Origin of the sequence: Serratia sp. CY84636 (assembly GCF_052166245.1) — a bacterium.
GTDB classification, from domain to species: domain Bacteria; phylum Pseudomonadota; class Gammaproteobacteria; order Enterobacterales; family Enterobacteriaceae; genus Serratia; species Serratia nevei.
In genome coordinates this window covers 1,101,114-1,125,467 of the sequence record NZ_JBJNOX010000002.1, presented here as the reverse complement: position 1 = coordinate 1,125,467, position 24,354 = coordinate 1,101,114, and the positions used below count along the sequence as shown (strand labels likewise).

At 57.0% G+C, this 24,354-nt stretch carries 24 protein-coding genes; 11 read left to right on the top strand and 13 right to left on the bottom strand.

The genetic code is table 11. The features are described 5' to 3' along the window. Positions 1 to 9 precede the first annotated feature (9 nt). The 3 genes from ACJ8QI_RS09835 (at position 10) to ACJ8QI_RS09825 (ending at position 2,315) form a co-directional block, all read left to right on the top strand. On the top strand, positions 10 to 1,032 hold the full coding sequence (locus ACJ8QI_RS09835) for a lytic murein transglycosylase (RefSeq protein WP_149571103.1): 1,023 nt from the start codon (positions 10 to 12) through the stop codon (positions 1,030 to 1,032). Positions 1,033 to 1,090: 58 nt separating this feature from the next. After that, positions 1,091 to 1,747 carry a fumarylacetoacetate hydrolase family protein gene (locus tag ACJ8QI_RS09830; protein ID WP_004932286.1) on the top strand — a complete coding sequence of 219 codons (657 nt, stop codon included), beginning with the start codon at positions 1,091 to 1,093 and terminating at the stop codon, positions 1,745 to 1,747. Between the two features lie 121 nt (positions 1,748 to 1,868). Continuing rightward, on the top strand, positions 1,869 to 2,315 hold the full coding sequence (locus ACJ8QI_RS09825) for a YcgN family cysteine cluster protein (RefSeq protein ID WP_442532430.1): 447 nt from the start codon (positions 1,869 to 1,871) through the stop codon (positions 2,313 to 2,315). 104 nt (positions 2,316 to 2,419) lie between these two features. On the opposite strand, the gene ACJ8QI_RS09820 is transcribed toward ACJ8QI_RS09825, so the two are convergent. The 3 genes from ACJ8QI_RS09820 to nhaB all read right to left on the bottom strand — a co-directional run bounded on the left by ACJ8QI_RS09820 (position 2,420) and on the right by nhaB (position 6,055). Then, positions 2,420 to 3,181 (bottom strand): aspartyl/asparaginyl beta-hydroxylase domain-containing protein, encoded by a 762-nt coding sequence (locus tag ACJ8QI_RS09820; RefSeq protein WP_060423885.1) that lies wholly within the window; start codon positions 3,179 to 3,181, stop codon positions 2,420 to 2,422. A 657-nt stretch (positions 3,182 to 3,838) separates the two neighbouring features. Continuing rightward, positions 3,839 to 4,369 carry a disulfide bond formation protein DsbB gene (gene dsbB / locus ACJ8QI_RS09815; RefSeq protein WP_033643335.1) on the bottom strand — a complete coding sequence of 177 codons (531 nt, stop codon included), beginning with the start codon at positions 4,367 to 4,369 and terminating at the stop codon, positions 3,839 to 3,841. A gap of 120 nt (positions 4,370 to 4,489) precedes the next feature. Then, positions 4,490 to 6,055, bottom strand: a complete 1,566-nt coding sequence (gene nhaB / locus ACJ8QI_RS09810; RefSeq protein WP_442532429.1) for a sodium/proton antiporter NhaB — start codon at positions 6,053 to 6,055, stop codon at positions 4,490 to 4,492. A gap of 243 nt (positions 6,056 to 6,298) precedes the next feature. Between nhaB and fadR the strand changes: the two genes are divergently transcribed. Further along, positions 6,299 to 7,018: a fatty acid metabolism transcriptional regulator FadR gene (gene fadR, locus ACJ8QI_RS09805; protein WP_025303107.1), complete on the top strand. Its 720-nt coding sequence runs from the start codon at positions 6,299 to 6,301 to the stop codon at positions 7,016 to 7,018. 57 nt (positions 7,019 to 7,075) lie between these two features. Here the strand turns inward: fadR and ACJ8QI_RS09800 are convergent, their stop codons facing one another. Then, positions 7,076 to 8,611 (bottom strand): SpoVR family protein, encoded by a 1,536-nt coding sequence (locus tag ACJ8QI_RS09800; protein WP_004932268.1) that lies wholly within the window; start codon positions 8,609 to 8,611, stop codon positions 7,076 to 7,078. A 311-nt stretch (positions 8,612 to 8,922) separates the two neighbouring features. Between ACJ8QI_RS09800 and zinT the strand changes: the two genes are divergently transcribed. Further along, entirely contained in the window at positions 8,923 to 9,573 is a 651-nt protein-coding gene (zinT, locus tag ACJ8QI_RS09795; RefSeq protein WP_033634825.1) for a metal-binding protein ZinT, read from the top strand. Between the two features lie 44 nt (positions 9,574 to 9,617). Here zinT and ACJ8QI_RS09790 read toward each other — a convergent pair whose 3' ends face one another. Then, positions 9,618 to 9,935 (bottom strand): antibiotic biosynthesis monooxygenase family protein, encoded by a 318-nt coding sequence (locus ACJ8QI_RS09790; protein WP_084827699.1) that lies wholly within the window; start codon positions 9,933 to 9,935, stop codon positions 9,618 to 9,620. A 541-nt stretch (positions 9,936 to 10,476) separates the two neighbouring features. On the opposite strand from ACJ8QI_RS09790, the gene ACJ8QI_RS09785 reads away from it, so the two are divergent. Together ACJ8QI_RS09785 and dadX are read left to right on the top strand one after the other, a co-directional pair. Continuing rightward, on the top strand, positions 10,477 to 11,781 hold the full coding sequence (locus ACJ8QI_RS09785; protein ID WP_084827700.1) for a D-amino acid dehydrogenase: 1,305 nt from the start codon (positions 10,477 to 10,479) through the stop codon (positions 11,779 to 11,781). A gap of 76 nt (positions 11,782 to 11,857) precedes the next feature. Next, positions 11,858 to 12,931 (top strand): catabolic alanine racemase DadX, encoded by a 1,074-nt coding sequence (gene dadX, locus ACJ8QI_RS09780; RefSeq protein ID WP_060423863.1) that lies wholly within the window; start codon positions 11,858 to 11,860, stop codon positions 12,929 to 12,931. Between the two features lie 8 nt (positions 12,932 to 12,939). On the opposite strand, the gene ACJ8QI_RS09775 is transcribed toward dadX, so the two are convergent. The 3 genes from ACJ8QI_RS09775 to ACJ8QI_RS09765 form a co-directional block, all read right to left on the bottom strand. Next, positions 12,940 to 14,133, bottom strand: coding sequence for a multidrug effflux MFS transporter (locus ACJ8QI_RS09775; protein ID WP_060439791.1), 1,194 nt, complete (start codon positions 14,131 to 14,133; stop codon positions 12,940 to 12,942). Positions 14,134 to 14,210: 77 nt separating this feature from the next. Continuing rightward, the gene (locus tag ACJ8QI_RS09770) at positions 14,211 to 14,771 is read right to left on the bottom strand and encodes a 3'-5' exonuclease (RefSeq protein ID WP_060423857.1); all 561 of its coding nucleotides are present in this window, start codon (positions 14,769 to 14,771) and stop codon (positions 14,211 to 14,213) included. 306 nt (positions 14,772 to 15,077) lie between these two features. Beyond that, positions 15,078 to 15,560 (bottom strand): hypothetical protein, encoded by a 483-nt coding sequence (locus tag ACJ8QI_RS09765; RefSeq protein WP_060423854.1) that lies wholly within the window; start codon positions 15,558 to 15,560, stop codon positions 15,078 to 15,080. Positions 15,561 to 15,785: 225 nt separating this feature from the next. Here ACJ8QI_RS09765 and ACJ8QI_RS09760 point away from each other — a divergent pair, with 225 nt between their 5' ends. Continuing rightward, positions 15,786 to 16,079 carry a hypothetical protein gene (locus ACJ8QI_RS09760; protein WP_087762700.1) on the top strand — a complete coding sequence of 98 codons (294 nt, stop codon included), beginning with the start codon at positions 15,786 to 15,788 and terminating at the stop codon, positions 16,077 to 16,079. Between the two features lie 273 nt (positions 16,080 to 16,352). Here ACJ8QI_RS09760 and ACJ8QI_RS09755 read toward each other — a convergent pair whose 3' ends face one another. Beyond that, positions 16,353 to 16,529 carry a GhoT/OrtT family toxin gene (locus ACJ8QI_RS09755; RefSeq protein WP_033634815.1) on the bottom strand — a complete coding sequence of 59 codons (177 nt, stop codon included), beginning with the start codon at positions 16,527 to 16,529 and terminating at the stop codon, positions 16,353 to 16,355. Between the two features lie 320 nt (positions 16,530 to 16,849). Between ACJ8QI_RS09755 and ACJ8QI_RS09750 the strand changes: the two genes are divergently transcribed. Both ACJ8QI_RS09750 and ACJ8QI_RS09745 read left to right on the top strand, forming a co-directional pair. Continuing rightward, positions 16,850 to 17,242, top strand: a complete 393-nt coding sequence (locus tag ACJ8QI_RS09750; protein WP_442532428.1) for a hypothetical protein — start codon at positions 16,850 to 16,852, stop codon at positions 17,240 to 17,242. 105 nt (positions 17,243 to 17,347) lie between these two features. Next, on the top strand, positions 17,348 to 18,037 hold the full coding sequence (locus ACJ8QI_RS09745) for an alpha/beta hydrolase (RefSeq protein ID WP_442532427.1): 690 nt from the start codon (positions 17,348 to 17,350) through the stop codon (positions 18,035 to 18,037). Between the two features lie 191 nt (positions 18,038 to 18,228). On the opposite strand, the gene ACJ8QI_RS09740 is transcribed toward ACJ8QI_RS09745, so the two are convergent. From ACJ8QI_RS09740 to yeaG, 3 genes are all read right to left on the bottom strand, one after another. After that, a complete protein-coding gene (locus ACJ8QI_RS09740) occupies positions 18,229 to 18,459 on the bottom strand; it encodes a hypothetical protein (RefSeq protein ID WP_060423848.1) in 231 nt (76 codons plus the stop codon). Between the two features lie 338 nt (positions 18,460 to 18,797). Then, positions 18,798 to 20,066 carry a YeaH/YhbH family protein gene (locus ACJ8QI_RS09735; RefSeq protein WP_060423846.1) on the bottom strand — a complete coding sequence of 423 codons (1,269 nt, stop codon included), beginning with the start codon at positions 20,064 to 20,066 and terminating at the stop codon, positions 18,798 to 18,800. 131 nt (positions 20,067 to 20,197) lie between these two features. Then, positions 20,198 to 22,132 carry a protein kinase YeaG gene (gene yeaG / locus ACJ8QI_RS09730; RefSeq protein ID WP_004932230.1) on the bottom strand — a complete coding sequence of 645 codons (1,935 nt, stop codon included), beginning with the start codon at positions 22,130 to 22,132 and terminating at the stop codon, positions 20,198 to 20,200. A 426-nt stretch (positions 22,133 to 22,558) separates the two neighbouring features. Between yeaG and ACJ8QI_RS09725 the strand changes: the two genes are divergently transcribed. Continuing rightward, positions 22,559 to 23,323 (top strand): MipA/OmpV family protein, encoded by a 765-nt coding sequence (locus ACJ8QI_RS09725; RefSeq protein WP_015378103.1) that lies wholly within the window; start codon positions 22,559 to 22,561, stop codon positions 23,321 to 23,323. 94 nt (positions 23,324 to 23,417) lie between these two features. On the opposite strand, the gene ACJ8QI_RS09720 is transcribed toward ACJ8QI_RS09725, so the two are convergent. Beyond that, entirely contained in the window at positions 23,418 to 24,293 is an 876-nt protein-coding gene (locus ACJ8QI_RS09720) for a D-hexose-6-phosphate mutarotase (protein ID WP_442532426.1), read from the bottom strand. Positions 24,294 to 24,354: the final 61 nt, after the last annotated feature.

Here is a 24,354-nt window from a genome sequence, read left to right as displayed (position 1 = left end):
GGAGGCGCGATGACACGTTCGGCGAGAAGAACCGTATTGGCCGCCTGGCTGGCGCTGGGCGGTGTGCTGATACCGGGCGCGCCGCAGGCGGCACAGGAGGTGACACTGGCGGCGAGCGGCCGGGATCCGGCGCAGTTTCCGGCGTATGTCGAGCAACTCAAGCGCCAGGCGCGGGAGCAGGGCATCAGCCAGAGCACCCTTGACCGTGCTTTTGCGCAAATACATTTCGTCGATCGGGTGATCAAGGCCGATCGCAATCAGCCGGAGCAGAAGGTCACCCTGGATGACTACCTGCGGCGTGTAATGTCGCCCGCCAAGGTGCGCCAGGGGCGCGAACTGTACCGGCAGCGCCAGGCGCAATGGACGCGCGCCAGCGAGCGCTATCGGGTGCCGGGGCGCTATATCATCGCGCTGTGGGGCATGGAAAGCGCCTACGGTAAGATTCAGGGGCGGGAAGACGTGGTGTCCGCGCTGGCGACGCTGGCGTTTGAAGGGCGCCGCGAGGCCTTTTTCAGCCAGGAGCTGATGGCGGCGTTGCAGATAGTCGAGCAGGGGCACGTCGGCGATACGCCCCTGAAAGGCTCCTGGGCCGGCGCAATGGGGCAATGCCAGTTTATGCCGAGCTCTTTCTTGCGCTACGCGGCGGACGGCGACGGTGACGGGCGCATCGATATCTGGAACAACATTGATGATGTCTTCGCGTCTACGGCCAGTTATTTGTCCAAAGAAGGCTGGCAGGCCGGCATCGGCTGGGGGCGCGAGGTCAAATTGCCCGCCGGTTTCAATCGGGCCGAGCTGGGGTTGAAAGACGCGCAGGCGCGCAGCGTCAACGCCTGGCAACAACGCGGGGTGCGTCGTGCGGATGGCAGTGCCTTGCCGCATGCCGTTCAGCGCGGTTGGATCATCGCGCCGGATGATCTGCAGGGGCGGACGTTCCTGGTCTATGATAATTTTCGCACCCTCATGCACTGGAATCGCTCTTACTATTTCGCCCTCGCCGTGGGTATGATGGCGGACGCGATCGGGCATTGATCCGGCACACCAATAATCGGCTTGGCGCGCCAAGCCTCTACAGTTTGGGAGAAGCGGTATGTATCAACATAGAGACTGGCAGGGTTCGCTGCTCGATTTCCCGGTGAACAAGGTGGTCTGCGTCGGCAGTAACTACGCCGATCACATCAAGGAAATGGGCAGCGCGGTTTCCGTCGAGCCGGTGGTGTTCATCAAACCGGAAACGGCGCTGTGCGATATTCGCCAGCCGGTGGCCATCCCCAAAGAGTTCGGTGCGGTGCATCATGAGGTGGAGCTGGCGGTACTGATCGGCACGCCGTTGAAACAGGCCAACGAAGACCGCGTTGCGCGGGCGATCGCCGGCTACGGTGTGGCGCTCGATCTGACGCTGCGCGATCTGCAGGCGGGCTTTAAAAAAGCCGGTCAGCCGTGGGAAAAGGCCAAGGCCTTCGACGGTTCCTGCCCGATGTCGGGGTTTATCCCGGTGGCGGAGTTCGGCGATCCGCAAAATGCCGAGCTGTCGCTGACCGTCAACGATCAACTGCGCCAGCAGGGCAATACGCGCGACATGATCACGCCGATCCTGCCGCTTATCAGCTACATGAGCCGTTTCTTCACGCTGCGCGCCGGCGACATCATTCTGACCGGCACGCCGCAGGGCGTGGGCCCGATGGCCTCCGGCGACATGCTGAAAATCAGCCTGAACGGCAAAACGCTCAGCACCCGCGTGATCTGATCTCTCTTGCCGCCGGCGCCGTCGGCGGCAAAGCTTGCATCTTGTGGCTAAAATGTCTATATAGTCCCCCCTCGAACCTGTGCGCAGGTGACTTATCCATTTACCGAAACCGGACGCTAACATGTCACAACTCGCTTTTTGGCAACAGAAAACGCTGGCGGAAATGTCAGAACAAGAGTGGGAATCGCTGTGCGACGGGTGCGGGCAATGCTGTTTGAATAAGCTGATCGACGAAGATACCGACGAGATTTATTTTACCAACGTAGCCTGCAACCAGCTCAACATCAAATCCTGCCAATGTCGTAACTATGAGCGGCGCTTCGAGCTGGAAGAGGACTGCATCAAACTGACGCGCGAGAACCTCAAGACCTTCGATTGGTTGCCGCCGACCTGCGCCTATCGCCTGATCGGTGAAGGCAAACCGCTGTTCCCTTGGCACCCGCTGCTGAGTGGCTCCAAGGCGGCGATGCACGGCGAGCGCATCACGGTGCGGCATATCGCGGTGCGCGAGAGCGAAGTCGTGGACTGGCAGGATCATATCCTCAACAAGCCGGACTGGGCCAGGTAACGTCACCCCTTGGGCAGCAAGAGGGCGGCGTATTCAGACATTCCGCCCTCTGCGCTATCTGGCGCGCTACCGACGGGCGTGGGGGTTATGGCATAACCGCCACTTCACGCTTTTTTATCGCGGCGATGCCAGTTAGCCAGATTTTTCAGCGGCTGCTTCACATACGGGCTGGCTTTGATCAGACTGAACAGCAGTTTATTCACCGCCGTACCCACCTTGTCCATCGGCCGGTCGATATCGAGAAACAGCACCGCACGCAGCTCGTCGGTGTCGTTGCGGACCTCGTGCTCGTAGGAATCATCAAACAGAATCACTTTGCCCTCATCCCAGTGCAGGATCTGATCGTCAACGCGGATCCACAGCTTTTCCCGATCCTTTGGCACGATCAACCCCAGGTGCGCACGCACCACGGCACGGGTCGGGCCCTTGTGGGGCACGATGTGATAGTGCGGTTTAAGAATCGAAAACATCGCGGTGCGCATGCCGGGGATCTCGCTGACCGCCTGTGCGGTGCGCGGGCAAATGGCGCAGTTATCATCAACCCGCTGCCCGTAGACAAACAGCCCGAAGGTTTTCCAGTTATCCCCTTTAGAGATGCGTTTCTGATCCGGCGATATTTGGTGGAACGCGGGAATATCTTCCGGATGCTCCAGCAGCCGATCCAACTCCTCCCGAATTGCCGGCCAATGGGCTTCCAGCGTGGCCACCCAGTTAAATTCATGATTACCGATCTGCGGCGTAGTCGAGATTAGCGAATGACGGGTCTGAAATTCGCCGTTCCAGCGCAGGAATCTTTTCCCGGCTTTAAGCAGCAGGCGGCGCAGGAGGGGGCGCTGAGATGCAGGGGGCAATGCGGTATCCGGCATAGAATCGTGTCCTTGATGTCATTGACGTTATGCAGTCAGCCAGAGACAGGGCCTGGCTCACCGAAAGAAAGGGTGAAAATCACAACGTCATTTAGCATAAGGAAAGCATCGCGAATGATTTTAATCATTAGTGCGCGAACGGTGAGCGGGCCTTGAGATAAAGGGGAAGGAAGGAAAAAAGCCCCTGCAAAGATGAGGGGCAAGACACACAACAACACCAGGGAAATCGGTAATACTCACTTTGCCGATACTATAAGGATTTTATGGGCAAACTTCACCAAAATATTGTGCTCTGAATGTGACAAAGACGCAGTGGTTCATAAGTAACGGTAATTTATTGCTGTCCTAAGGCCGAAAGGAAAGCGCTGGCGCCGCCCGTAGTTGCCCGCCAACATCGCAGAAGTTTAATGTTATGTAAATTACGCGCTTAACCGAGCCGGAATGCTTCTTTTTAAACGATAAGTTGGGTAATTTGGCCGCTCTCCCGCATGTTCGAGAGTATAACAATGAAAATGATCCGTCTGTTTGCCGTGGCTGGAGCGCTGATTGTGCTCGTTTATTTCCTTACACATACCTGAAATGGGGTTATCTCTGAATTTGACCGCAATACCCTAAAAAAACGGCGCCTTTCGGCGCCGTTTTTTGTTTGTCTGCCGATCAGCGGCCGAACAGGTCGCGGCGACGTGGGCGAACAAATTGTGCGATCAGCACAATCAGCGCCACCAGCAGATAGGCGCCGAAGATGCCGACCAGCCACTGTGGCATTTCCAGCGTCAGGAACTGCCATTGGCGCACGGAGCAGTCGCCGGAAGCGTGGAACACCGCCGGCAGCCATTTGTCCAGCGGCAGCCACGAAGGGAAGCTGACGAAGAAATCGCAGGTATTGAACGGCGAAGGGTGCAACTGGATCATGGTGTGCTTCCACGCCAGCTGTACGCCTTCCCAGGCGCTGTAGATCCACAGCAAGATCGCCACATAGCGCAGTGGGGTTTTCGGCGCGATGGCGCCCACCAGCGAGGCGCCGAGGATGCCGAACAGCGCGCAACGCTCGTAAATGCACATGACGCAGGGCTGCAGCAGCATAACGTGCTGGAAATAGAGCGCGACCAGTTCCAACACCAACGCTGTCAGGGCCATCAGCAGCCAGGCGCCGCGTCCTTGTGAACAGCGGTTAAAGAATTGCAACATATCTAGATTCTTCCATGCAGTAAGCAATTGAACCGGCAGTGTAAACCAATTCCTTCTCGCTGCCAGCCACCTGGGCCGGATTCAGCGTAAAAATAGTCGGTTCACCCTGCCGGCGCCGCCTTAGTGGCCGACGGCGTCGATGGGCGGCAGCGCCAGCCAATGCCACTGCGTCAGCAGCTCGGTCGCCGGCTCCAGCGTGAACTGGACGCACAGCAGACCGACCACCGTCAGCACCACCGTATAAGGCAGGGCCATCCACACCATGCGGCCATACGACAGACGCACCAGCGGCGCCAATGCCGACGTCAGCAGGAACAGGAACGCGGCCTGGCCGTTAGGGGTGGCGACCGAAGGCAGGTTGGTGCCGGTATTGATGGCAACCGCCAGCAGCTCAAACTGCTTCAGCGCGATGGTGCCGGTCTCCAGCGCCGTGCGCGCCTCGTTAATGTAAACCGTGCCGACGAACACGTTGTCGGAAACCGACGACAGCAGGCCGTTGAACAGGTAGAACAGCGAAAGCTGAGAGGCGGGGTCGGCGCGCAGCACAAACTGGATCACCGGGCTGAACAGGTGCTGCTCGATGATCACCGCGACCACGGTGAAAAACACCGTCAGCAGGGCGGTGAACGGCAGCGCTTCTTGGAACGCTTTGCCGATGGCGTGTTCGTCGTTCACGCCGCACAGGGAAGTGGCGAGGATGATCACCGACAGGCCGATCAGCCCAACTTCCGCCAGATGGAAGGCCAGCGCCAGCACCAGCCAAACGCCGATCAGCGCCTGCATCACCAGCTTGAGGCGTTCTTGCCTGCTGCGGCCAGCGGTGGCTTTGCGATCATACTCTTTCAGCACGTCGCGCACCGCCGGCGGCAACTGCACGCCATAGCCAAACAGGCGAAAACGCTCTACCAGCCAACAGACCAGCAGGCCGCACACCAACACCGGCAGCGTGACCGGCGCCATACGCAGGAAGAAATCGATAAAACCCCAGCCCGCGCTTTTGGCGATGATCAGGTTTTGCGGCTCGCCCACCATGGTCATGACCCCGCCGAGCGCGGTGCCGACGCCGGCGTGCATCAGCAGGCTGCGTAGAAAGGCGCGAAATTGTTCCAGCGTTTGCTTGCGCTCTTCACCGGTGAAATCGCTGTCATCGCCGATGTCGCCATCGGGGCGATTCGACGTCACGTTGTGATAGATGGAATAAAAACCGGTGGCCACGCTAATCACTACCGCCACGACCGTCAGCGCGTCGAGGAAGGCGGAAAGGAAGGCGGCGGCCAGGCAGAACGCCAGCGAGAGCAGCGTTTTTGACTGGATGTTGAGCAGCAGCTTGGTGAACACGAACAGCAGCAGCTGCTTCATAAAGTAGATGCCGGCCACCATAAAGACCAGCAGCAGCAAGACTTCCAGGTTATGTTCGATTTCCTGCGAGACCTGCGCCGGGCTGGTCATGCCGATGGCCACCGCCTCCAGCGCCAGCAGGCCGCCCGGCAGCAGCGGGTAGCATTTCAATGCCATTGCCAGGGTAAAGATGAACTCGACCACCAGCAGCCAACCCGCGACAAACGGGCTGGCGAAGAAGAACACCAAGGGGTTGATCGCCAGGAAAATGAGAATAGTCAGTTTGTACCAGTCGGGAGATTGCCCCAGAAAATTTTTGAGCAGGGCGCTGCGCAGGGTTGTTTCCATTGTCCTTTATGCATCCTTAAATCAGTCGTAGCACGTACCCTAACAATGCGGCGGGGGCGGGCGCAACCGGAGCTTGTTTTACGGCGGCAAATTTCTGCCGGCCGGTGTTTTTGCGCGTTTTTTGCCACTTTATGCACACTTTCGTTTATTGTTTTTCGCTCACGCTATGTCATGTCAGCACGATCTGGTATGATGAGCTGATTACTTTTACTGATTTTATCGTCGCAACGGAACGTCAAACACATGGTCATAAAGGCGCAGAGTCCTGCCGGTTTCGCGGAAGAGTACATTATTGAGAGTATTTGGAATAATCGCTTCCCCCCTGGCTCTATTTTGCCCGCGGAGCGTGAGCTTTCGGAGTTGATTGGCGTCACGCGCACCACGTTACGTGAAGTGTTGCAACGTCTGGCCCGCGATGGCTGGTTGACCATTCAGCATGGCAAACCGACCAAAGTGAACAATTTCTGGGAAACGTCCGGCCTCAATATCCTTGAGACCGTGGCCCGTCTCGATCACAAGAGCGTCCCGCAGCTGATCGACAACCTGCTGTCGGTGCGCACCAATATCGCGTCGATCTTTATTCGCGCCGCGGTGCGCAATCATCCGGAACAGGCCCAGGAAGTGCTGGCGAAGGCCGCCGAGGTAGAAGATCAGGCGGACGCTTTCAATCTGCTCGATTACGAGATCTTCCGCGGCCTGGCGTTCGCTTCCGGCAACCCGATCTACGGCCTGATTTTCAACGGCCTGAAAGGGCTGTACACCCGCGTGGGCCGTTACTACTTCTCCAACCCGGAAGCGCGCAAACTGGCGCTGACCTTCTACAGCAAGCTGTCCACGCTGTGCCATGAGAAGCTGTACGACCAGGTGATGGATACCGTGCGCAACTACGGTAAAGACAGCGGGGCGATTTGGCAGAGCATGCAGGGCACCATGCCGAGCGATCTGACCGAAGCGCGTCGCTAATCGCGTATTCATGAAATAAGAAAGGGCGCCATTTGGCGCCCTTTGTCGTTGTGGCGGTTACAGCGGCGTTGGCCGCGGCGGGCAACGATCGAGCAACTCCACGCTGCCATCTTCGTTTTGCTGCTCGAGGATCACGTCGAAGCCCCACAGGCGATGCAGGTGTTTCAACACGTCGCGGCGGCTCTTATCCAGCGGTGCGCGTTCCTGCGGGATGTAACGCAACGTCAGCGAGCGGTCGCCGCGCAGGTCCACGTTCCAGATCTGAATGTTCGGCTCATGGTTGCTCAGGTTGTATTGCGCCGACAGCTCCTGGCGGATCGCCCGGTAACCGGCTTCGTTATGGATCGCGGCAATCTCCAGATAGTTGTTGCGATCGTCGTCCAGCACGGTGAACAACCGGAAATCGCGCATCACTTTGGGCGACAGGAACTGACTGATAAAGCTCTCGTCCTTGAAGTCGCGCATGGCGAAGTGCAAGGTGTCCAGCCAGTCTTTGCCGGCGATGTCCGGGAACCAGTAGCGGTCTTCTTCGGTTGGCGACTGGCAAATGCGCTTGATGTCCTGGAACATGGCGAAGCCCAGCGCATATGGGTTGATGCCGTTATAGTACGGGCTGTTATACGGCGGCTGATACACCACGTTGGTGTGGCTGTGCAAAAACTCCAGCATAAACCGCTCGGTCACCCGACCCTCGTCGTACAGATGGTTGAGGATGGTGTAGTGCCAGAAAGTGGCCCAGCCCTCGTTCATCACCTGAGTCTGCTTTTGCGGGTAAAAATACTGGCTGACCTTGCGCACGATGCGCAGCACCTCACGCTGCCAGGGTTCCAACAGCGGCGCATTCTTCTCGATGAAATAGAGGATATTTTCCTGCGGCTCGCTCGGATACCGGCGCGCCTGCTCCGGCGACTCTTCGCGTTCGACGCGCGGCAGGGTCTTCCACAGTGTGTTCACCTGGCTTTGCAGATACTCTTCGCGGCTTTTCTGGCGCGCTTTCTCTTCTACCAGGGAGATTTTCTGCGGGCGTTTGTATCTGTCGACGCCGTAGTTCATCAGCGCGTGGCAGGAGTCCAGCAACCGCTCCACTTCATCGACGCCGTAGCGCTCTTCGCATTGGCTGATGTAGTGGCGGGCGAACAGCAGATAATCGACGATGGAGCTGGCGTCGGTCCAGCTGCGGAACAGATAGTTATTCTTGAAGAACGAGTTGTGGCCATAGCAGGCGTGCGCCATCACCAGCGCCTGCATGGTGATGGTGTTCTCCTCCATCAGGTAGGCGATGCAGGGATTGGAGTTGATGACGATTTCATAGGCCAGCCCTTGCTGGCCCTGTTTGTAGCGCTGTTCGGTTTCGATGAACTTCTTGCCGAAGGACCAATGGGTATAGTTGATCGGCATGCCGACGCTCGAATAAGCGTCCATCATCTGCTCGGAGGTGATCACCTCGATCTGATGGGGGTAGGTGTCGAGCCGGTAATGCTTGGCGACGCGGTCGATCTGCTCCAAATACACCTGCAGCAGCTCGAACGTCCAGTCCGGTCCATCGCTCAGACGTTTATCATCCTTAACCTTTTCATGTGTTGAAGTAGTCATCAGCGCACCCTCATTATTCACGGGTCTTGCTCAAACGGCAGGCCCTGTAACAAGCATAGTTCAAGTCATAATTAACCGTTGCAAATCAGTGAAATAAAAATGTCGGTACGCAGGGGAGCGAACGGCAGTCAATCCAGCGCCCGCCGGCGCCGCGTCCGTCCCGGCAGAAGGCGGCGCAGCGCCGCGCTTCCTCTTCGAGTATAACCCTGCGGCTGGGGGGCGCAATACATTGCTGCTGCGCGATAGGGATTGAAAATTGTTATGTTATATTGTAACTTTTCATTTTCTCAATGACGGACAAGGAGCATCTTTTGGCGAGGCATTTTGGCAAACTGGCGGTGGCGCTGGCAGCGTTGTTTATCGGTGGGCAGGCGCTTGCCCACGGGCATCATTCACATGGCAAGCCGCTGACGGAAGTGGAAAAAAAGGCGGAAGCGGGCATATTCGACGATAAAGACGTCAAAGATCGCGACCTGGCGGATTGGGAGGGCGTGTGGCAATCCGTGTATCCTTATCTGCTCAATGGGGATCTCGATCCGGTGTTCAAGAAGAAGGCGGAGCAGGATAAGAGCAAGACCTTCGAAGAAGTGAAGGCCTATTACCGCAAAGGGTACGCCACCGATGTGGATACCATCGGCATTGAGAACGGCGTCATGGAGTTTCATCGCGGCGACCAATCCAGCGCCTGTCAGTATAAGTACGCCGGGCATAAGATCCTGACGTATGTCTCTGGTAAAAAGGGCGTGCGTTATCTGTTCGAATGCCAGGATGCCGGCAGCCTGGCGCCGAAATTCGTGCAGTTCAGCGATCACATTATCGGCCCGCGCAAATCGGCGCATTTCCATATCTTTATGGGTAATACGTCGCAGGAGGCGTTGCTGAAAGAGATGGACAACTGGCCGACCTATTATCCCTTCCAGCTGCAGACTAAAGAAGTCGTGGACGAGATGCTGCATCATTGATGCCGCTCCCCCGCAACCACAAGCCCGCTTGCGTGGGCTTGTGCTCAGCCAAACGGTCTGATTTGCAGGTAATCGTCCGTCACTGCCATTTCAAATAACGTTTCATCCGCCAATAACGTCGCGCGCATTCGTTCCCGGGCGTGACGATAGCGCTCATCCAACTGAATATCACCGGCGCTTTCCCATGCAGCGCGGCTTGGCCACTGCGCGTAGCCAATAAACTGCCCGCCCATATCACGGTGCAGGCGGGAGCCGAGGCTGCCGCGCTGCAGATAAATGCCTTGGGTTAATTCAAGCCAAGCCTGGCGAAAGGCTTGTTCGTGTCCGGGTTTGACTGAGAAGCGGTAGAGGGCGATGAACATAAGGGATTCTCCGGAAGAGCGACAATATGAACTTTAGGAGCTGCTTCTGGCTTTAACGTTCATATCGTGCTGCAGCACTCAACCTAAACGGGCGGGGCTGAGGTAATCGGTCGTTTTATTCCGGTAGTAAAATAAGGTTAATTTTTCGCTGAAATTTTACGCGATTTTTCTGCTGCGAGGAGAAACGCCTCTCTTTGTCTGTTGTTTTGGTTTTTTTAATTTTATTGGTTTTTTATTCTGATTATGTGATGAGTGGTATTTTTATATTCTGTTAAATCATTGTTACTTATCACGCCTTTTTTTCTTGCTATCATTGCTAGCATTGCTATCGAATCAGCGGTGCTTTGACGCCGTATCCCCCCTTAAACCGCATCTTATCGCTATTTTCAGGTGGCTATTGCAAATGCAGAACCCATCGACGATAAATTAATTGTGAATATTGTCACGTTTGATGATGAAGTTGTTGGACGGATTTTTTCACTGAGTTAATTTCCTGTGAGCAGAAGATTATGCTTTGTGAAGCCTTGAGCTGGAGTCAGCGATGCGAGTGGTAATTTTAGGTAGTGGAGTGGTGGGCGTAGCCAGTGCCTGGTATTTGGCGAAGGCGGGGCATGAGGTGACGGTGATCGATCGTCAGCCAGGTCCTGCACTGGAAACCAGCGCGGCGAACGCCGGGCAGATTTCACCGGGCTATGCCGCTCCCTGGGCGGCGCCGGGCGTGCCGTTGAAGGCCATCAAGTGGATGTTCCAACGCCATGCGCCGTTGGCGATCCGTCTCGACGGCAGCAGCTTCCAGCTCAACTGGATGTGGCAGATGCTGAAAAACTGCAACACCGAACACTACATGACCAACAAAGGCCGCATGGTGCGCCTGGCAGAATATAGCCGCGACTGTATCAAGGCGCTGCGGCAGGAAACCGGCATCCAGTACGAAGGCCGCCAGGGCGGCACGCTGCAGCTGTTCCGCACCCAACAACAGTTCGAAAACGCAGCGAAAGACATTGCGGTATTGGAAGATGCCGGGGTGCCTTACAAGCTGCTGGAGGCCAGCCAGCTCGCCAGCGTTGAGCCGGCGCTGGCCCAGGTGGCGCACAAGCTGACCGGTGGTCTGCAGCTGCCGAACGACGAGACCGGCGATTGCCAGCTGTTTACGCAACAGCTGGCGAAGATGGCAGAGCAGGCGGGCGTGACTTTTCTGTTCAACCGCAGCGTCGATCGTCTGCTGGTGGAGGGCGACAAGATCGCCGGCGTGCAGTGTGGCGAGGAAGTGTTCAAGGCCGATAGCTACGTGGTGGCGTTCGGCTCCTACTCCACGGCGCTGCTGCGCGGCCTGGTGTCGATACCGGTTTACCCGCTGAAGGGCTATTCGTTGACCATTCCTATCACCGACGAAGCGGCGGCGCCGTTCTCTACGGTATTGGATGAGACGTATAAAATCGCCATCACGCGCTTCGACCAGCGTATTCGCGTTGGCGGCATGGCGGAGATCGTCGGTTTCAACACGCAGCTGGAGCAAAAACGGCGCGAAACGCTGGAGATGGTGGTACGCGATCTCTACCCGAACGGCGGCAGAGTGGAGGACGCGACGTTCTGGACCGGCCTGCGGCCGATGACGCCGGACGGCACGCCAATTGTCGGCCGCACTTCGCTGAAGAACCTGTATCTCAATACCGGGCATGGCACGTTGGGCTGGACGATGGCCTGCGGTTCCGGGCAGCTGTTGTCCGACCTGATGTCCGGTATTACGCCGGCGATCCCTTCCGATGATCTGGCGGTGGCGCGTTACAGCGCCGGGTTTCGCCAGCAACACGCGATTCCGCTGAACGACGTGCATCCCGCACGTTAATCGTCGACGCTGTCATAGACTTTCCCGGCCACGCGCAGGCGCGCGTGGCCGCTGTATGCTGCCCCAAGGAGAACCGATGCCCCGTCCCATAACCGCCACGATGCATCTCGGCGCGATTGAAAATAACCTGCAGGTGGTGCGCCGTTTCGCCCCCGGCGCCAAAGTGTGGGCGGTGGTCAAAGCCAACGCCTATGGCCACGGTATCAAACACGTTTGGCGCAGCATGGCGCAAACCGACGGCTTCGCCATGCTGGATCTGGCCGAAGCGGTGCTGTTGCGCGAATCGGGTTGGCAAGGGCCGATTCTACTGCTGGAAGGTTTCTTCCAGCCGCAGGATCTGGCGTTGCTCGATCGTTATCGCCTGACGACGGCGGTGCACAGCGACTGGCAGCTGGCGGCGATCGCCGACGCCACGCTGAGCGCGCCGCTCAATGTTTATCTGAAAGTGAACAGCGGCATGAATCGGTTGGGGTTTGCACCTGAGCGGCTGCGCGAGGTGTGGCAAAGGGCGCAGGCGGTTGCCAATATCGCCGAACTGACGCTGATGAGCCATTTCGCTACCGCCGACGGCCCGGAAGGCGTAACCCAGCAGATGGCCACTATCGAGACGGCGGCTACCGATATACCGCTGCCGCGCTGCCTGGCCAACTCGGCCGCTACGCTGTGGCACCCTTCGACCCATGGCAGCTGGGTCCGCCCTGGGATCATTCTGTATGGCGCTTCGCCGAGCGGTTGCTGGAATGATGTTGCGGCGACGGGGCTGCAGCCGGCGATGACGCTGAGCAGCGAGATCATCGGCATTCAACAGCTGAAGTCTGGCGATCGCGTGGGGTACGGCGGCCGTTACAGCGCCGCCGGCGCGCAGCGTATCGGCGTGGTGGCCTGCGGCTATGCCGACGGCTATCCGCGCCATGCGCCGACCGGTACGCCGGTATGGGTGGATGGTGTGCTGACGCGCACGCTGGGAACGGTATCGATGGACATGCTGGCGGTGGATCTGACGCCCTGTCCGCAAGTCGAACTGGGCGCCGAAGTGGAGCTGTGGGGGAAACGCCTGCCGGTGGACGAGGTGGCCACGGCGGCAGGGACGTTAGGCTATGAGCTGCTGTCGGCCTTAGCGGCGCGGGTGCCGGTCGTCACCGAAGCCTGAGCCGCGGCTCAGGCGACTTTTCTAATCTGCCCTTTAATCTGCTTGCTGAGCCGCCGCGCATGCAGCGCCAGCAGGCAGCCTGCCAGCATCACCAGCGCCAGCGAGAGCTTGGGTTGCAGCGGCAACGCCATCGCCACCAAACCCAGCGCGGCGCCGCCCGCCATCTGCACGAAACCGACCAGCGCGGACGCGACGCCGGCCTCATTGGAATACGGCTCCAGCGCGTAGCTGGTGGCCGGGCCCATCACGAACGCCAACCCAGCGCAGGCGCTGGCGACCGGCAGCATATACGCCAGCCAGTGCGCTTGTGCCGTTGCAGGCAACAGCATGACGCCCAGCAGCAGGCCCAGACAGCCCAGCCCCATCAACATGCCGCCGGTCGCCAGACAAACCGGGCGGCCGACCTTGTGGATGATGCGGTTGGCGAAGAAGCTCACCAGCATGATCCAGAAACCGTTGGCGCCGAACACCAGCGAGAATTGCAGCGGGGTCAGGCCGGCGGTACCCATCAGCACGTTCGGTGCCAGAGAAACGTAGGTCAGCGCCATGCCCATCGCCCCGGAGTTCACCACCGCAAAGGAGAGGAAGCGGCGTTCGCTGAGGATACGCGCGTATTGGCGCACCGGCAGCCCTTTGACCGGCACGGTATCAGCGGGGCGGGTTTCCGGCAAGCGCAGCGCGATGAGCGCCAACACCAGCAGCGCATAGCCGACCAGGAACCAGAAAGGCGCGCGCCAGCCGAAGGCTTCGGCGAGCAGGCCACCGAGCAGCGGCGCCAGCGCTGGGATGATGTTCAGCGTGCCGTTGAGAAAACCGAAAGCGCGGGCGGCGGCGTCGCCATTCAGGCGATCGCGCACGCCGCTGAAGGCGACGACGGCGGTGCAGCAAACCGCCACCCCTTGCAGCAGACGCGAAGCGATGAAAACCGTCGGGTTGGTGGCCAGCGCCGCCATCGCGGCGCCGATCATGTAGAGGATAATGCCGGCCAGCGCCACCGGCTTGCGTCCATAGTTATCGACCAGCGGGCCGGCGATGACCTGGCCGAGGCCGAGCACCAGTATAAACAGCGATATGGTGGATTGGATCAGCGCTTCACTGCTGCCGAGGCCGACGGCAATGGCGGGAATGGTCGGCAGGTAAAGATCGATGCCTAATGGGCCGAGCAGCACCAGGCTGAGAAGCATAAACAGAAACTTTTGCATAACAGGAAAGGCACGTCCGAGTGACAAAGAGGGCTAGAGTAGAGACTCTGGCGGCAAATGAAAAGGGGCAAAGCGGGTCAGCGCTGCGCCCCCTGGCGGTAATAGAGCGCCGAGACGGTATCGGCCACATAGCGGGCCTGGTGGCGAGCATCATCCAGCGCGCGATGCGGCATGCCCTCGAACGGGCGGGTCTTTTTCGGGTTAAAGCCGTGCAGTTCCGCCAGCGTGATCACCGTGCGTACGTCCTGAGTATCCCAGAATTTCCACGGGCAGGGCATTTCCAGCTGCTGGAAGGCGTGCTCGAGGATCGCGCAGTCGAACTCTTTGCCGTTGCCCCAGACTTTCACCGTATCGGTGCTGTTCATATGGATGAAGCGGCTAAGGCTGCTCAGCACGCGCTTCAGGCTCTCGGTGCCGCCGAAGGCCTGCTTGCGCGCTTCATCGGACTGTTTCGCCCACCAGGCGACCGTATCCAGGCTGATGGTACGGCCCGGTTGGTCTTTCTGGCTGCTGACGGCGGCTTCGAATTCGGCGCCCAGCTCCCCGGTTCGGGGATCGAAAAACACCGCCGCAACCACCAGGATGACGGCGCTGGGTTTTATATCCAGGGTTTCAATATCTAACATCAGATGGTGCATCGGCGTTTCCGGTGGTTGGCGTGGTAGCTTAATGTTACTACAGAACGTGCGCCGATGCGGCCGGTGCGCACATGAAATCCTTTTAAAGCGCCGCGTTCAGGTTATGATGCTTGGGATACTCTTGTCTGGTTGGTCGCTATCGGTGAGAACGCTTATCTTTATTCTGTGCATGGTTGGCTACTTGCTGCTGCTGGGCTACCTTAGCGTGTTTGTCACGGACAAGATCTGTGAGAAGGCGGGCAACTACACCAAAATATGCCGCATCGTAGACATTTCCGAGCCCCATATACCCAAATAGCGCCGTGTTTACCCCAGGTAGTCAGTGGTAATCAACGGGGTCAAGATGGCCGCCAGCGCCGTGAGCGCGCCCCATTGCCGCCAACCCAGCCGCGCCAGCCAGTCATGCCGCTGCGGGGGCGTGGCCAGTTGCCCGACGGCCACGGCACCGGTAAGCAGCAGCGTCAGAATCAGCAGCACCAGGCCGCGGCTCACCAGCGTGAATTCAACATGCAGCACATTGGCGTAATACAGGCGCATCAGGATAAAATAACTCAGCAAGATCCAAGCGAAAACGACGTTCTTCTTGAGCACCTGCTGCAGCATCAGCGCGAGGAACAGGCTGTGAAACAGCGACAGCAGGGGCGCCTCAAGCGGATGCCGAACGCAGACGTTGTAGACCGCCATGTAAATGTTGAAAACCAGCAGGATATAGATCACGTAAATATACCAGCCGTAGATTACTTTGAGCTTTTTCGGGCTCGGCGGCAGGGCGAGTGCGTCCGGTTTCATTAATGCCTCCTGATGATGCCCGGCAAACGCTGCGGTTGAAGACGGCGCGGCGGCATCGTAATTTAAAATTCACAGGGTATATATCACCCGCGCGCTAAATGACGATTAAACACAGGATCGGCTTTATTTCCGCGCTGGCCTGGAACTCTTTTTCTCTCGCGGGGTCGGCTGGCGTGCGACTATTTGGCGGTTTCTGCACCATGGTGAAAGACGCAATATATTGATATGAAAGATTATAAAAACACTTCGGGCACTAAGATTCTGCTGCTGTTCAGCCTGGCGTTTTACACGCTGTTGCCGCCGCTGTTGACGGCGGCCGTGTTCAACCGTTTCAATCTTAACCCCTTCGCGATCGTCAAATTTTTGCACTTCAACCCGTTTTTGGCCGACCGGGGCATACCCGGTTATCAAACTTTCTTCTACTTGCTGATGCTCTGGTTGGGGATGAATATTTTTCTGTGGCTGCTGGTGTGGGGGACGGGGCGGTTGTATCGGTGCTGGCGAGCGCCGCGCGGCTGATATTTTCCCAAAGGGAAAACGTTGCGCAGGGAAATGACTTTACAATCAATAATGAGACGTATTATCATTTTTTCGCCGGTGAGGGGAAAGGGTTGTCTCCTTCTGTGCCCCCCGAGCCGGCACGACATTGCTCACATTGCTTCCAGTTTTCATGCCAGCCTTGCGCTGGCGTTTTTTTATCCCACGCCAAAAATCCGCGACGCTGGCGGCCTTTCCTTTTTCATTAGCATGGCTGTTTAAAAAACCAAGCCCGCCGCGAGGTCTGTTGGGGGATTAGAACAGCGAAAACAGCAACACGACCGGCAGGCTCAACGGCCAAGTTAACCCGATGGTCAGTGCGCTGATACAGCGTATTTTGACGGTGTCCCGGCTAACCAGGTAGGTGAAAATCATAGAAACTAACAGACCAATAAAATAACAGTATTGCGTTGCAACCCACAGCGACGACATGAAACCCGATCCCAGTTGTATTTTTACGCGCGAATTCTAGGAGCTTGGCGGGTGATAATCAATGACCAAAGGCCGTTTATTCATACCTTTATCCATAAGAATGCATAATTTATTTCTATAAAGAACGTAGGGTTATTAACGGCTTTCCGGTTATTACAAAAAGAAATCAACAACATAGTTACCGGTAACATTTTGCGTCTGGCAAGCCCTCTGTTTGGGGGGCTACGCCAGGTCAGAAAAAAGTCGACGAGGGACGCAGAAAGGGGATAGGACTGTTATCCGTAAATATTATTGATGTATCTGTGGGCGGAAAGGTTAAGGTGGGATGGCGTCAGGTTTTGCTTTCGTGGGCACTTTGGGGGGCGGTTTTAGCGCATCGTCCCGATGCGCTGCTTGCCAGCCAGGGAGGGGGATTTAGTGCCGCCGCAGGTTTAATGAATGTTAAGACCGTAGACGAACAGCCACGAAAACAGCAGCGCCAGCAGGCATGCCATAAAAACGATGGAGATCATTTCCTTCACAACTTCATTCCTTTTCCCGGTGAGCTAAATTTACTTCTCTTTGTTTTTGCGCGAAATTTTAGATCGGTATGGGTAAAAATCCTAGTTTTAATCCCGTTTTTTGCTTTGCACGCTGCGTGGATAGGCCATGGCGATGCCGGGAAATCGCGTGCGTTAACCCGTCGTAGCTATTGCCGAACGCCGCGAGCCTGACTATATAAAAATGAGGACTGCGTGACGTCGCCGGTAGCAAGGCGCGCCCCTTAAGGGCTGCAGTTTATCTGTCTATAGAGCTTCCCTAAGATGAAGGAGTCGGCAATGAGCACAAAACCCACTATCGTGCTGGTACACGGATTCTGGGGCGGCGCCGCGCACTGGAGTAAGGTCATCCTCGAGTTGTCGCGTAGGGGATATTCGGCGATGCATGCGGTGGAAATGCCGCTGACCTCGTTGGCTGAGGATGCGGAACGCACGCGCAAGATGGTCGCGCAGCAAGCGGGGCCGGTATTGTTGGTGGGGCACTCTTACGGTGGTGCCGTGATCACGGCAATGGGCAACCTGCCTAACGTGGTCGGCCTGGTCTACATCGCCGCCTTTGCGCCGGACGCCGGAGAAAGCCCCGGCGGTATTACGCAAGCGCATCCTCCTGCGGCGGTGGCGAATCTGGCCCCGGACAGCGACGGCTATCTGTGGATCAAAGCCGACAAGTTTCACGAGAGCTTTTGCCAGGATCTGATTGCCGACGAAGCGCTGGTGATGGCGGTGGCGCAGAAGGCTCCGCTGGCCGATACCTTCGGTAACACCATCGGCGAACCGGCATGGAAACATAAACCGTCATGGTATCAGCTCTCCAGCGACGATCGCATGATAGCGCCGGAGAATCAGCGGCACATGGCGCAGCGGCTGCGGGCCAAGAAAGTTATGGTGCTGGATGCCAGTCATGCTTCGCTGGTTTCCCATGCCGCAGAGGTGGCGGGATTGATTGACGAAGCGGCCGGTTATGAATAAAGCCAGGGCAGAAAGGTAATCAAGGTGACAGCCCGCAACAGACTGTCTATTACGTCGGGCTAAAGAGCCGGCGTAATAGGCGCTTATTAAGGATAAGGGTTGATATCGCTATCAAGGGTAATGATGAACATCATCATTAACACCACGAGGGTGGCAATAATGGCGTAGATTTCCGCCTTGCGCATATCGCCTTAACGCCCGTTGACGCCGATCATTTCTATTGCTGCACGATGCAGTCTCTGAAAATAATCATCGGGTTGTTTTTCCACCTCCTGGATAAGGCAGGCGAGCAGATTCTGTTTGGTTATCGGCTTGTTGGCGGTCAGCACCAGCAGCACGCTTTTGCCGAGCAGGCAGCATATTTGCTTATGGTATTCATCAACATCTTGCTTGTTGAGGCCATAGAGAGTGTAGTCGATCATGATGTCTAACCTGCTGACAGGTAAATGCCCGCCGTGGAGGGCTGAGAAGCCATGGAAAAATAAAATGAGGCAAATTTCGCTTAGTAAAGGACTTAAGCGATGAGGTAACGATAACTGAATGGGAATATTCCTATCAAGCCGTGCGGGCCAGGAGGCGAATGTTTAGGAATAACCTCAGAAGCGCAAATAATAGGGAGGGCCGTTCTGGGCAATGTGGCTTATTATTGATATTGGGTTTGTTTAAAAATTAAACATAGATATTCTGAATATATAATGGTGAAAAAGAAACAGCCGGAAAATGTCATTCTCCGGCTGTGGTGACGTTCGCGCGGTGCTATTCACACGGTTTGCTTGCGAAACAGTTCGCGGAATACCGGATAAATATCGTCCGGCTCGCGGATATGCTGCATGGCGAAGTTGTCGAATTTCGCCTGCAGATCCTCATATTCGCGCCACAGCGTCTGATGAGCGCGACGAGTGATTTCTATATAGCTGTAATAACGCACCATCGGCAGGAGCTTCTTCGCCAACAGCTCATGACACAGCGGTGAATCGTCGGCCCAGTTGTCACCGTCCGACGCCTGCGCGGCGTAGATATTCCATTGCGCCGGGTCGTAGCGCTCTTCGACGACGTCGTTCATCAGCTTCAGCGCGCTGGAGACGATGGTACCGCCGGTTTCTTGCGAATAGAAGAACTCCTGTTCGTCCACCTCTTTCGCCTGGGTGTGGTGGCGAATATAGACCACCTCGACGTTTTTGTAGGTACGGCTCAGGAACAGATAAAGCAGAATGTAAAAACGTTTGGCCATATCTTTGGTCGCCTGATCCATCGAGCCGGACACGTCCATCAGGCAGAACATCACCGCCTGGCTGGAGGGTTCCGGCCGGCGCTCATAGTTTTTGTAGCGCAGATCGAAGGTGTCGATGAACGGCACGCTTTCGATTTTCTTGCGCAGTTCGGCAATCTCCTTGCGCAACCGCTCCTCTTCCAGCAACTGCACCGGTTCAGTGTTTTCCAGCTGGTTCAACTCGTCTTCCAGTTCGTGCAACGCGCGCCTTTTCCCGGCGGTCATGGCGGTACGCCGCGCCAGCGAGTTTTGCAGCGATCGCACGACGCTGATGTTGGCCGGCACACCGTTGGCGGTATAGCCTGCGCGGTGGGTTTTGAACTCGGTCAACTGCTTGTACTGGTTCTTTTTCAGGTTTGGCAGGGCAAGATCTTCGAACAAAAGATCGAGATACTCGTCTTTGGAAATCTGGAAGACGAACTCATCCTGGCCTTCACCGTCCTGGCTGGCGTTGCCCTGGCCGCCGCCACCGCCTGATCCGCCCTGAGGCCGCTCAACGCGATCGTTCTGCACGAAGTGGTCGTTGCCCGGATGCACCCGATGGCGCGTGCCGCCGCGCCCCTGATGAAACATCGGTTCGTTGATATCGTCAGTGGGGATGGAGACCGATTCCCCGCTGTCTACGTCGGTGACCGAACGCTTGTTGATGGCTTCGGCAATCGACTGTTTGATTTGCGACTTGTAACGACGCAAGAAGCGCTGGCGGTTCACCATGCTCTTGTTTTTGCCGTTCAGCCGTCGGTCAATGAAATAGGCCATACTTCCCCCAAACGACGTTGCCAACTCTTCATGTCCCGGTCGCTGCAGCGCAATGTGCCGCCCCTCCGTGGGCTGCGCTGCAACGTCCATGACGGTGGACATGGCCCTGATAATGCCGCTTACCTGAGGCGTTATGAGGATTTTCTGACCCGCAGATACCATTCACACAGCAGGCGCACCTGCTTACGGGTATAGCCTTTCTCCATCATACGGTCGACGAAGTCGTCGTGTTTTTTCTGCTCGTCCGTCGAGGTTTTGGCGTTGAACGAAATCACCGGCAACAGTTCTTCGGTATTGGAGAACATTTTCTTCTCGATCACGGTGCGCAGCTTCTCGTAGCTGGTCCAGTTCGGGTTACGGCCGTTGTTATTGGCGCGGGCACGCAGCACGAAGTTCACGATTTCGTTACGGAAATCTTTCGGATTGCTGATCCCGGCCGGCTTTTCAATTTTCTCCAGCTCGGCGTTCAGGGACTCACGATCGAACAGCTGACCGGTATCGGGATCGCGATACTCCTGATCCTGAATCCAGAAGTCCGCGTAGGTCACGTAGCGATCGAAAATGTTCTGTCCGTATTCCGAGTAGGATTCCAGATAGGCGGTCTGGATCTCCTTGCCGATAAACTCGGCGTATTTCGGGATCAGGTAGCCTTTCAGGTGCTCCAGGTATTTCTCGGCCAAATCCTGCGGGAACTGTTCGCGTTCGATCTGCTGTTCCAACACATAGAACAGGTGCACCGGGTTAGCCGCCACCTCGGCGTGATCGAAGTTAAACACTCGCGAGAGGATTTTAAAGGCGAAACGGGTGGAGAGGCCGTTCATGCCTTCGTCAACCCCGGCGTAGTCGCGGTACTCCTGATAGGACTTGGCCTTCGGATCGGTATCCTTGAGGCTTTCGCCGTCGTACACGCGCATTTTCGAGTAAATGCTCGAGTTTTCCGGCTCTTTCAGCCGCGACAGCACGCTAAACCGCGCCAGCGTCTCCAGGGTGCCCGGCGCGCAGGGCGCGTGGGTCAGCTCGCTGTGGTCCAGCAATTTGTCGTAAATCTTGATCTCTTCCGACACGCGCAGGCAGTAAGGTACCTTGACGATGTACACGCGGTCGAGGAACGCTTCGTTGTTCTTGTTGTTACGGAAGGTCACCCATTCGGATTCGTTGGAGTGCGCCAGAATAATGCCGTTGAACGGCAGGGCGGAGATGCCCTCGGTGCCGTTGTAGTTACCTTCCTGGGTCGCCGTCAGCAGCGGGTGCAGCACCTTGATCGGTGCTTTGAACATCTCGACGAATTCCATTATCCCCTGGTTGGCGCGGCACAGGGCACCGGAGTACCCGTAGGCGTCCGGATCGTTCTGCGCGTGGTTCTCCAGTTTACGGATATCCACTTTACCGACCAGCGCAGAGATGTCCTGGTTGTTCTCGTCGCCCGGTTCGGTTTTGGCGATGGCGATCTGTTCCAGAATGGAAGGGCGCACTTTCACGACTTTAAACTTGGTGATGTCGCCGCCGAACTCATGCAGGCGCTTGGCCGCCCACGGCGACATGATGGTGCCGAGATAGCGACTGGGGATGTTGAACTCTTTTTCCAGGATCGAGGCATCTTCCTGTGGATTGAACAGGCACAGCGGATGATCGTTGACCGGGCTGCGTTCGCCGTTGGCGCTGAGGGTATAGATGGGCACGCGCTGCATCAGCGCCTTCAGGCGTTCCGCCAGCGAGGATTTACCGCCGCCCACCGGGCCGAGCAGGTACAGGATCTGTTTCTTCTCTTCCAGGCCCTGGGCGGCATGTTTCAGGTAAGAGACGATCTGTTCGATGGCCTCTTCCATGCCGTAGAATTCTTCGAAGGCCGGATAGCGTGCGATCACGCGGTTGGAGAACAGGCGCGACAGGCGTGATTCTAGCGCAGTGTCGACCATCACAGGTTCACCGATAGCCATCAGCAGACGTTCGGCCGCGTTGGCATAGGCACTGCGATCTTGCCGGCAAATGGTAAGAAATTCCTGCAGTGTGAACTCTTCGTCCTTGGCAGCTTCGTAGCGCTGGCGATAGTGGTCAAATATGTTCATGATGCCCGTCCTTTCGTTATTAGCACAGGTTAAAGAGAGCGTGTGATAGTGTTCTGGCTCCCGAAAGATGAGAATACGCCTGAGTACAGCAACCCGTATGCCAACTTGGTGCGCTTATTATCGCGAGTTGCGCTGTATGCCACTGGGCCCAGGATAAATTCACCTTCTGATTTAAGCTTAGTTTGCTTGCCGGAAAATTTCCTGCCGCAGAAAAAGCTTTTTTTAAGTCATATCAATGACTCAGTTATTACCGTGTGAGCCAAATGCCTTGTCTGGCGCGGCCTGCGGCTTGAATCGTCATCGTTCCGCCATGATTAATTCATAATTCCGCTATAAGTTATTCGATCTTGGTCGTTTTCTATTGTAAAGATTAGGCGCGTAACTAAATTTTCACATAAACTGTTGCAGCTATTAACCCTGTAATTTATGGAAAAAGAACCAGTGAAGATTTCAAAACTCAAAACGCTAGCAATTATCGCTTCCGCAATGGTTTGTGCGCAAAGTGCTCAGGCGGGAACCTGGTCACTCGGCGCTGCCGCGCTGGTTAGCCCGGACGCGTACCGTGGTTATCAGGACCGCGTTTATCCGGTGCCCGTTATCGACTATGAAGGTGACGACTTCTACTTCCGTACTCTGACCGCCGGTTACTACCTGTGGAAGGATCAAGAAAACCAGCTGAGCATCATGGGTTACTACACGCCATGGGGCTACCGTCCGGGCGACAGCGACGACGATCGCATGAAGCGTCTCGACAAGCGCCGCGGCACGCTGATGGCCGGCCTGGCCTACTCGCACAACGCCGAGTGGGGCACCCTCCGCACCACCTTCACCGGCGACACGCTGAACAACAGCAACGGTCTGGTGGGCGATGTGGCTTACCTGTACAAGTTTGATCTGGACGCGCTGACGCTGGTCCCAGGCGTGGGCGTGATGTGGAACAGCAAGAACCAGAACAAATATTACTATGGCGTCAGCGCCAATGAATCGCGCCGCAGCGGCCTTGACAGCTACACCCCAGGCGATAGCTGGGCGCCGTATCTCGAGCTGAGCGCCAATTACCAGATCAACAAAAGCTGGAATGCCTTCTTCGTCGGCCGCTATGTGAAGTTGTCTGATGAAGTGAAAGACAGTCCGATGGTGGATAAATCCTACACCGGTTTGCTGATGACGGGTGTGAGCTACACCTTCTAATCACGCATTGCACGATCATCGTGCATGGCGTGCATCAAAAAGGGGCGCTGGTGCCCCTTTTGCACATCTGTGGTGCGCTGCCGCGCACGGCTTTTCAGGCTTTCTTACGGCTGCGGAAGGTCACACCCAAACGGGCCGGTTGTTCGCCGGCGGCGACCAGCGGTTTACTGACGCGCCCGGTCTCTACGCAGACCATGGTCTTGTAACCGTCGTTCGGCATATCCCCCATGCTGCAGGAGAGCTCTACGCCCGGGTTCCAGGCGATAACGTCACTCATATGATGGTGGTGAACCTCGATGGTGCGCGCGAGCGCCGGATCGCGGATCTGGCTGAAGGCCTCCGGGCGGGTGTAGACGCGGTCGGTTTGGCCGACGAAGGTCACTTCGCCCGCCTGGCGCGCCTCAGCGCCGCCCGCCACCTTGTCGATATAAGGCTCGCCCAGGCCCGCCACGCTGACCCGATCGATGTCGCCGACCTGGAAGTAGCTGTGCAGCGCCGCCGTAGCCTGATAATCGCCGTGCGATTCCAGCTCGATCTCGCACTCCACACCCAGCTTGAAGCGGGCAATCAGCGTGAAGGCGTGCGGCCACAGTTTGCGGGTCTGCTCATTGTCTTTCAGGGTAAAGGTCAGGATGACGCCGTTGTCATCTTCATCGTGCGCCGTCAGGCTCCAGGGCTGATTGCGGGCAAAACCGTGGGAGGGGTGTGCTACCGGGCCGAACCACGGCCAGCAGATCGGCACGCCGCCGCGGATGGCCTTGCCTTTGGCGAAGGGGGTATTGCTGCTGAGCCAAATCACCGGCTGCTCACCGCTGGGCTGCCAGGCCAGCAAATGGGCGCCTTGCAGCGCGACGGCCGCGCGCACTTTCGGGTGCGACACCACAACCACGCCCAGCTCATCGAGTTGACGCTGGCTGATGTAAGGCGAAATCTGTTCGGAAACGGGCAGGGTGAAAATTTTCTCGTTCATTTCATTACCTTAATGTTTGCCGGAGAGACAAATAAAAAAGGGCGACAAAAATGTCGCCCTC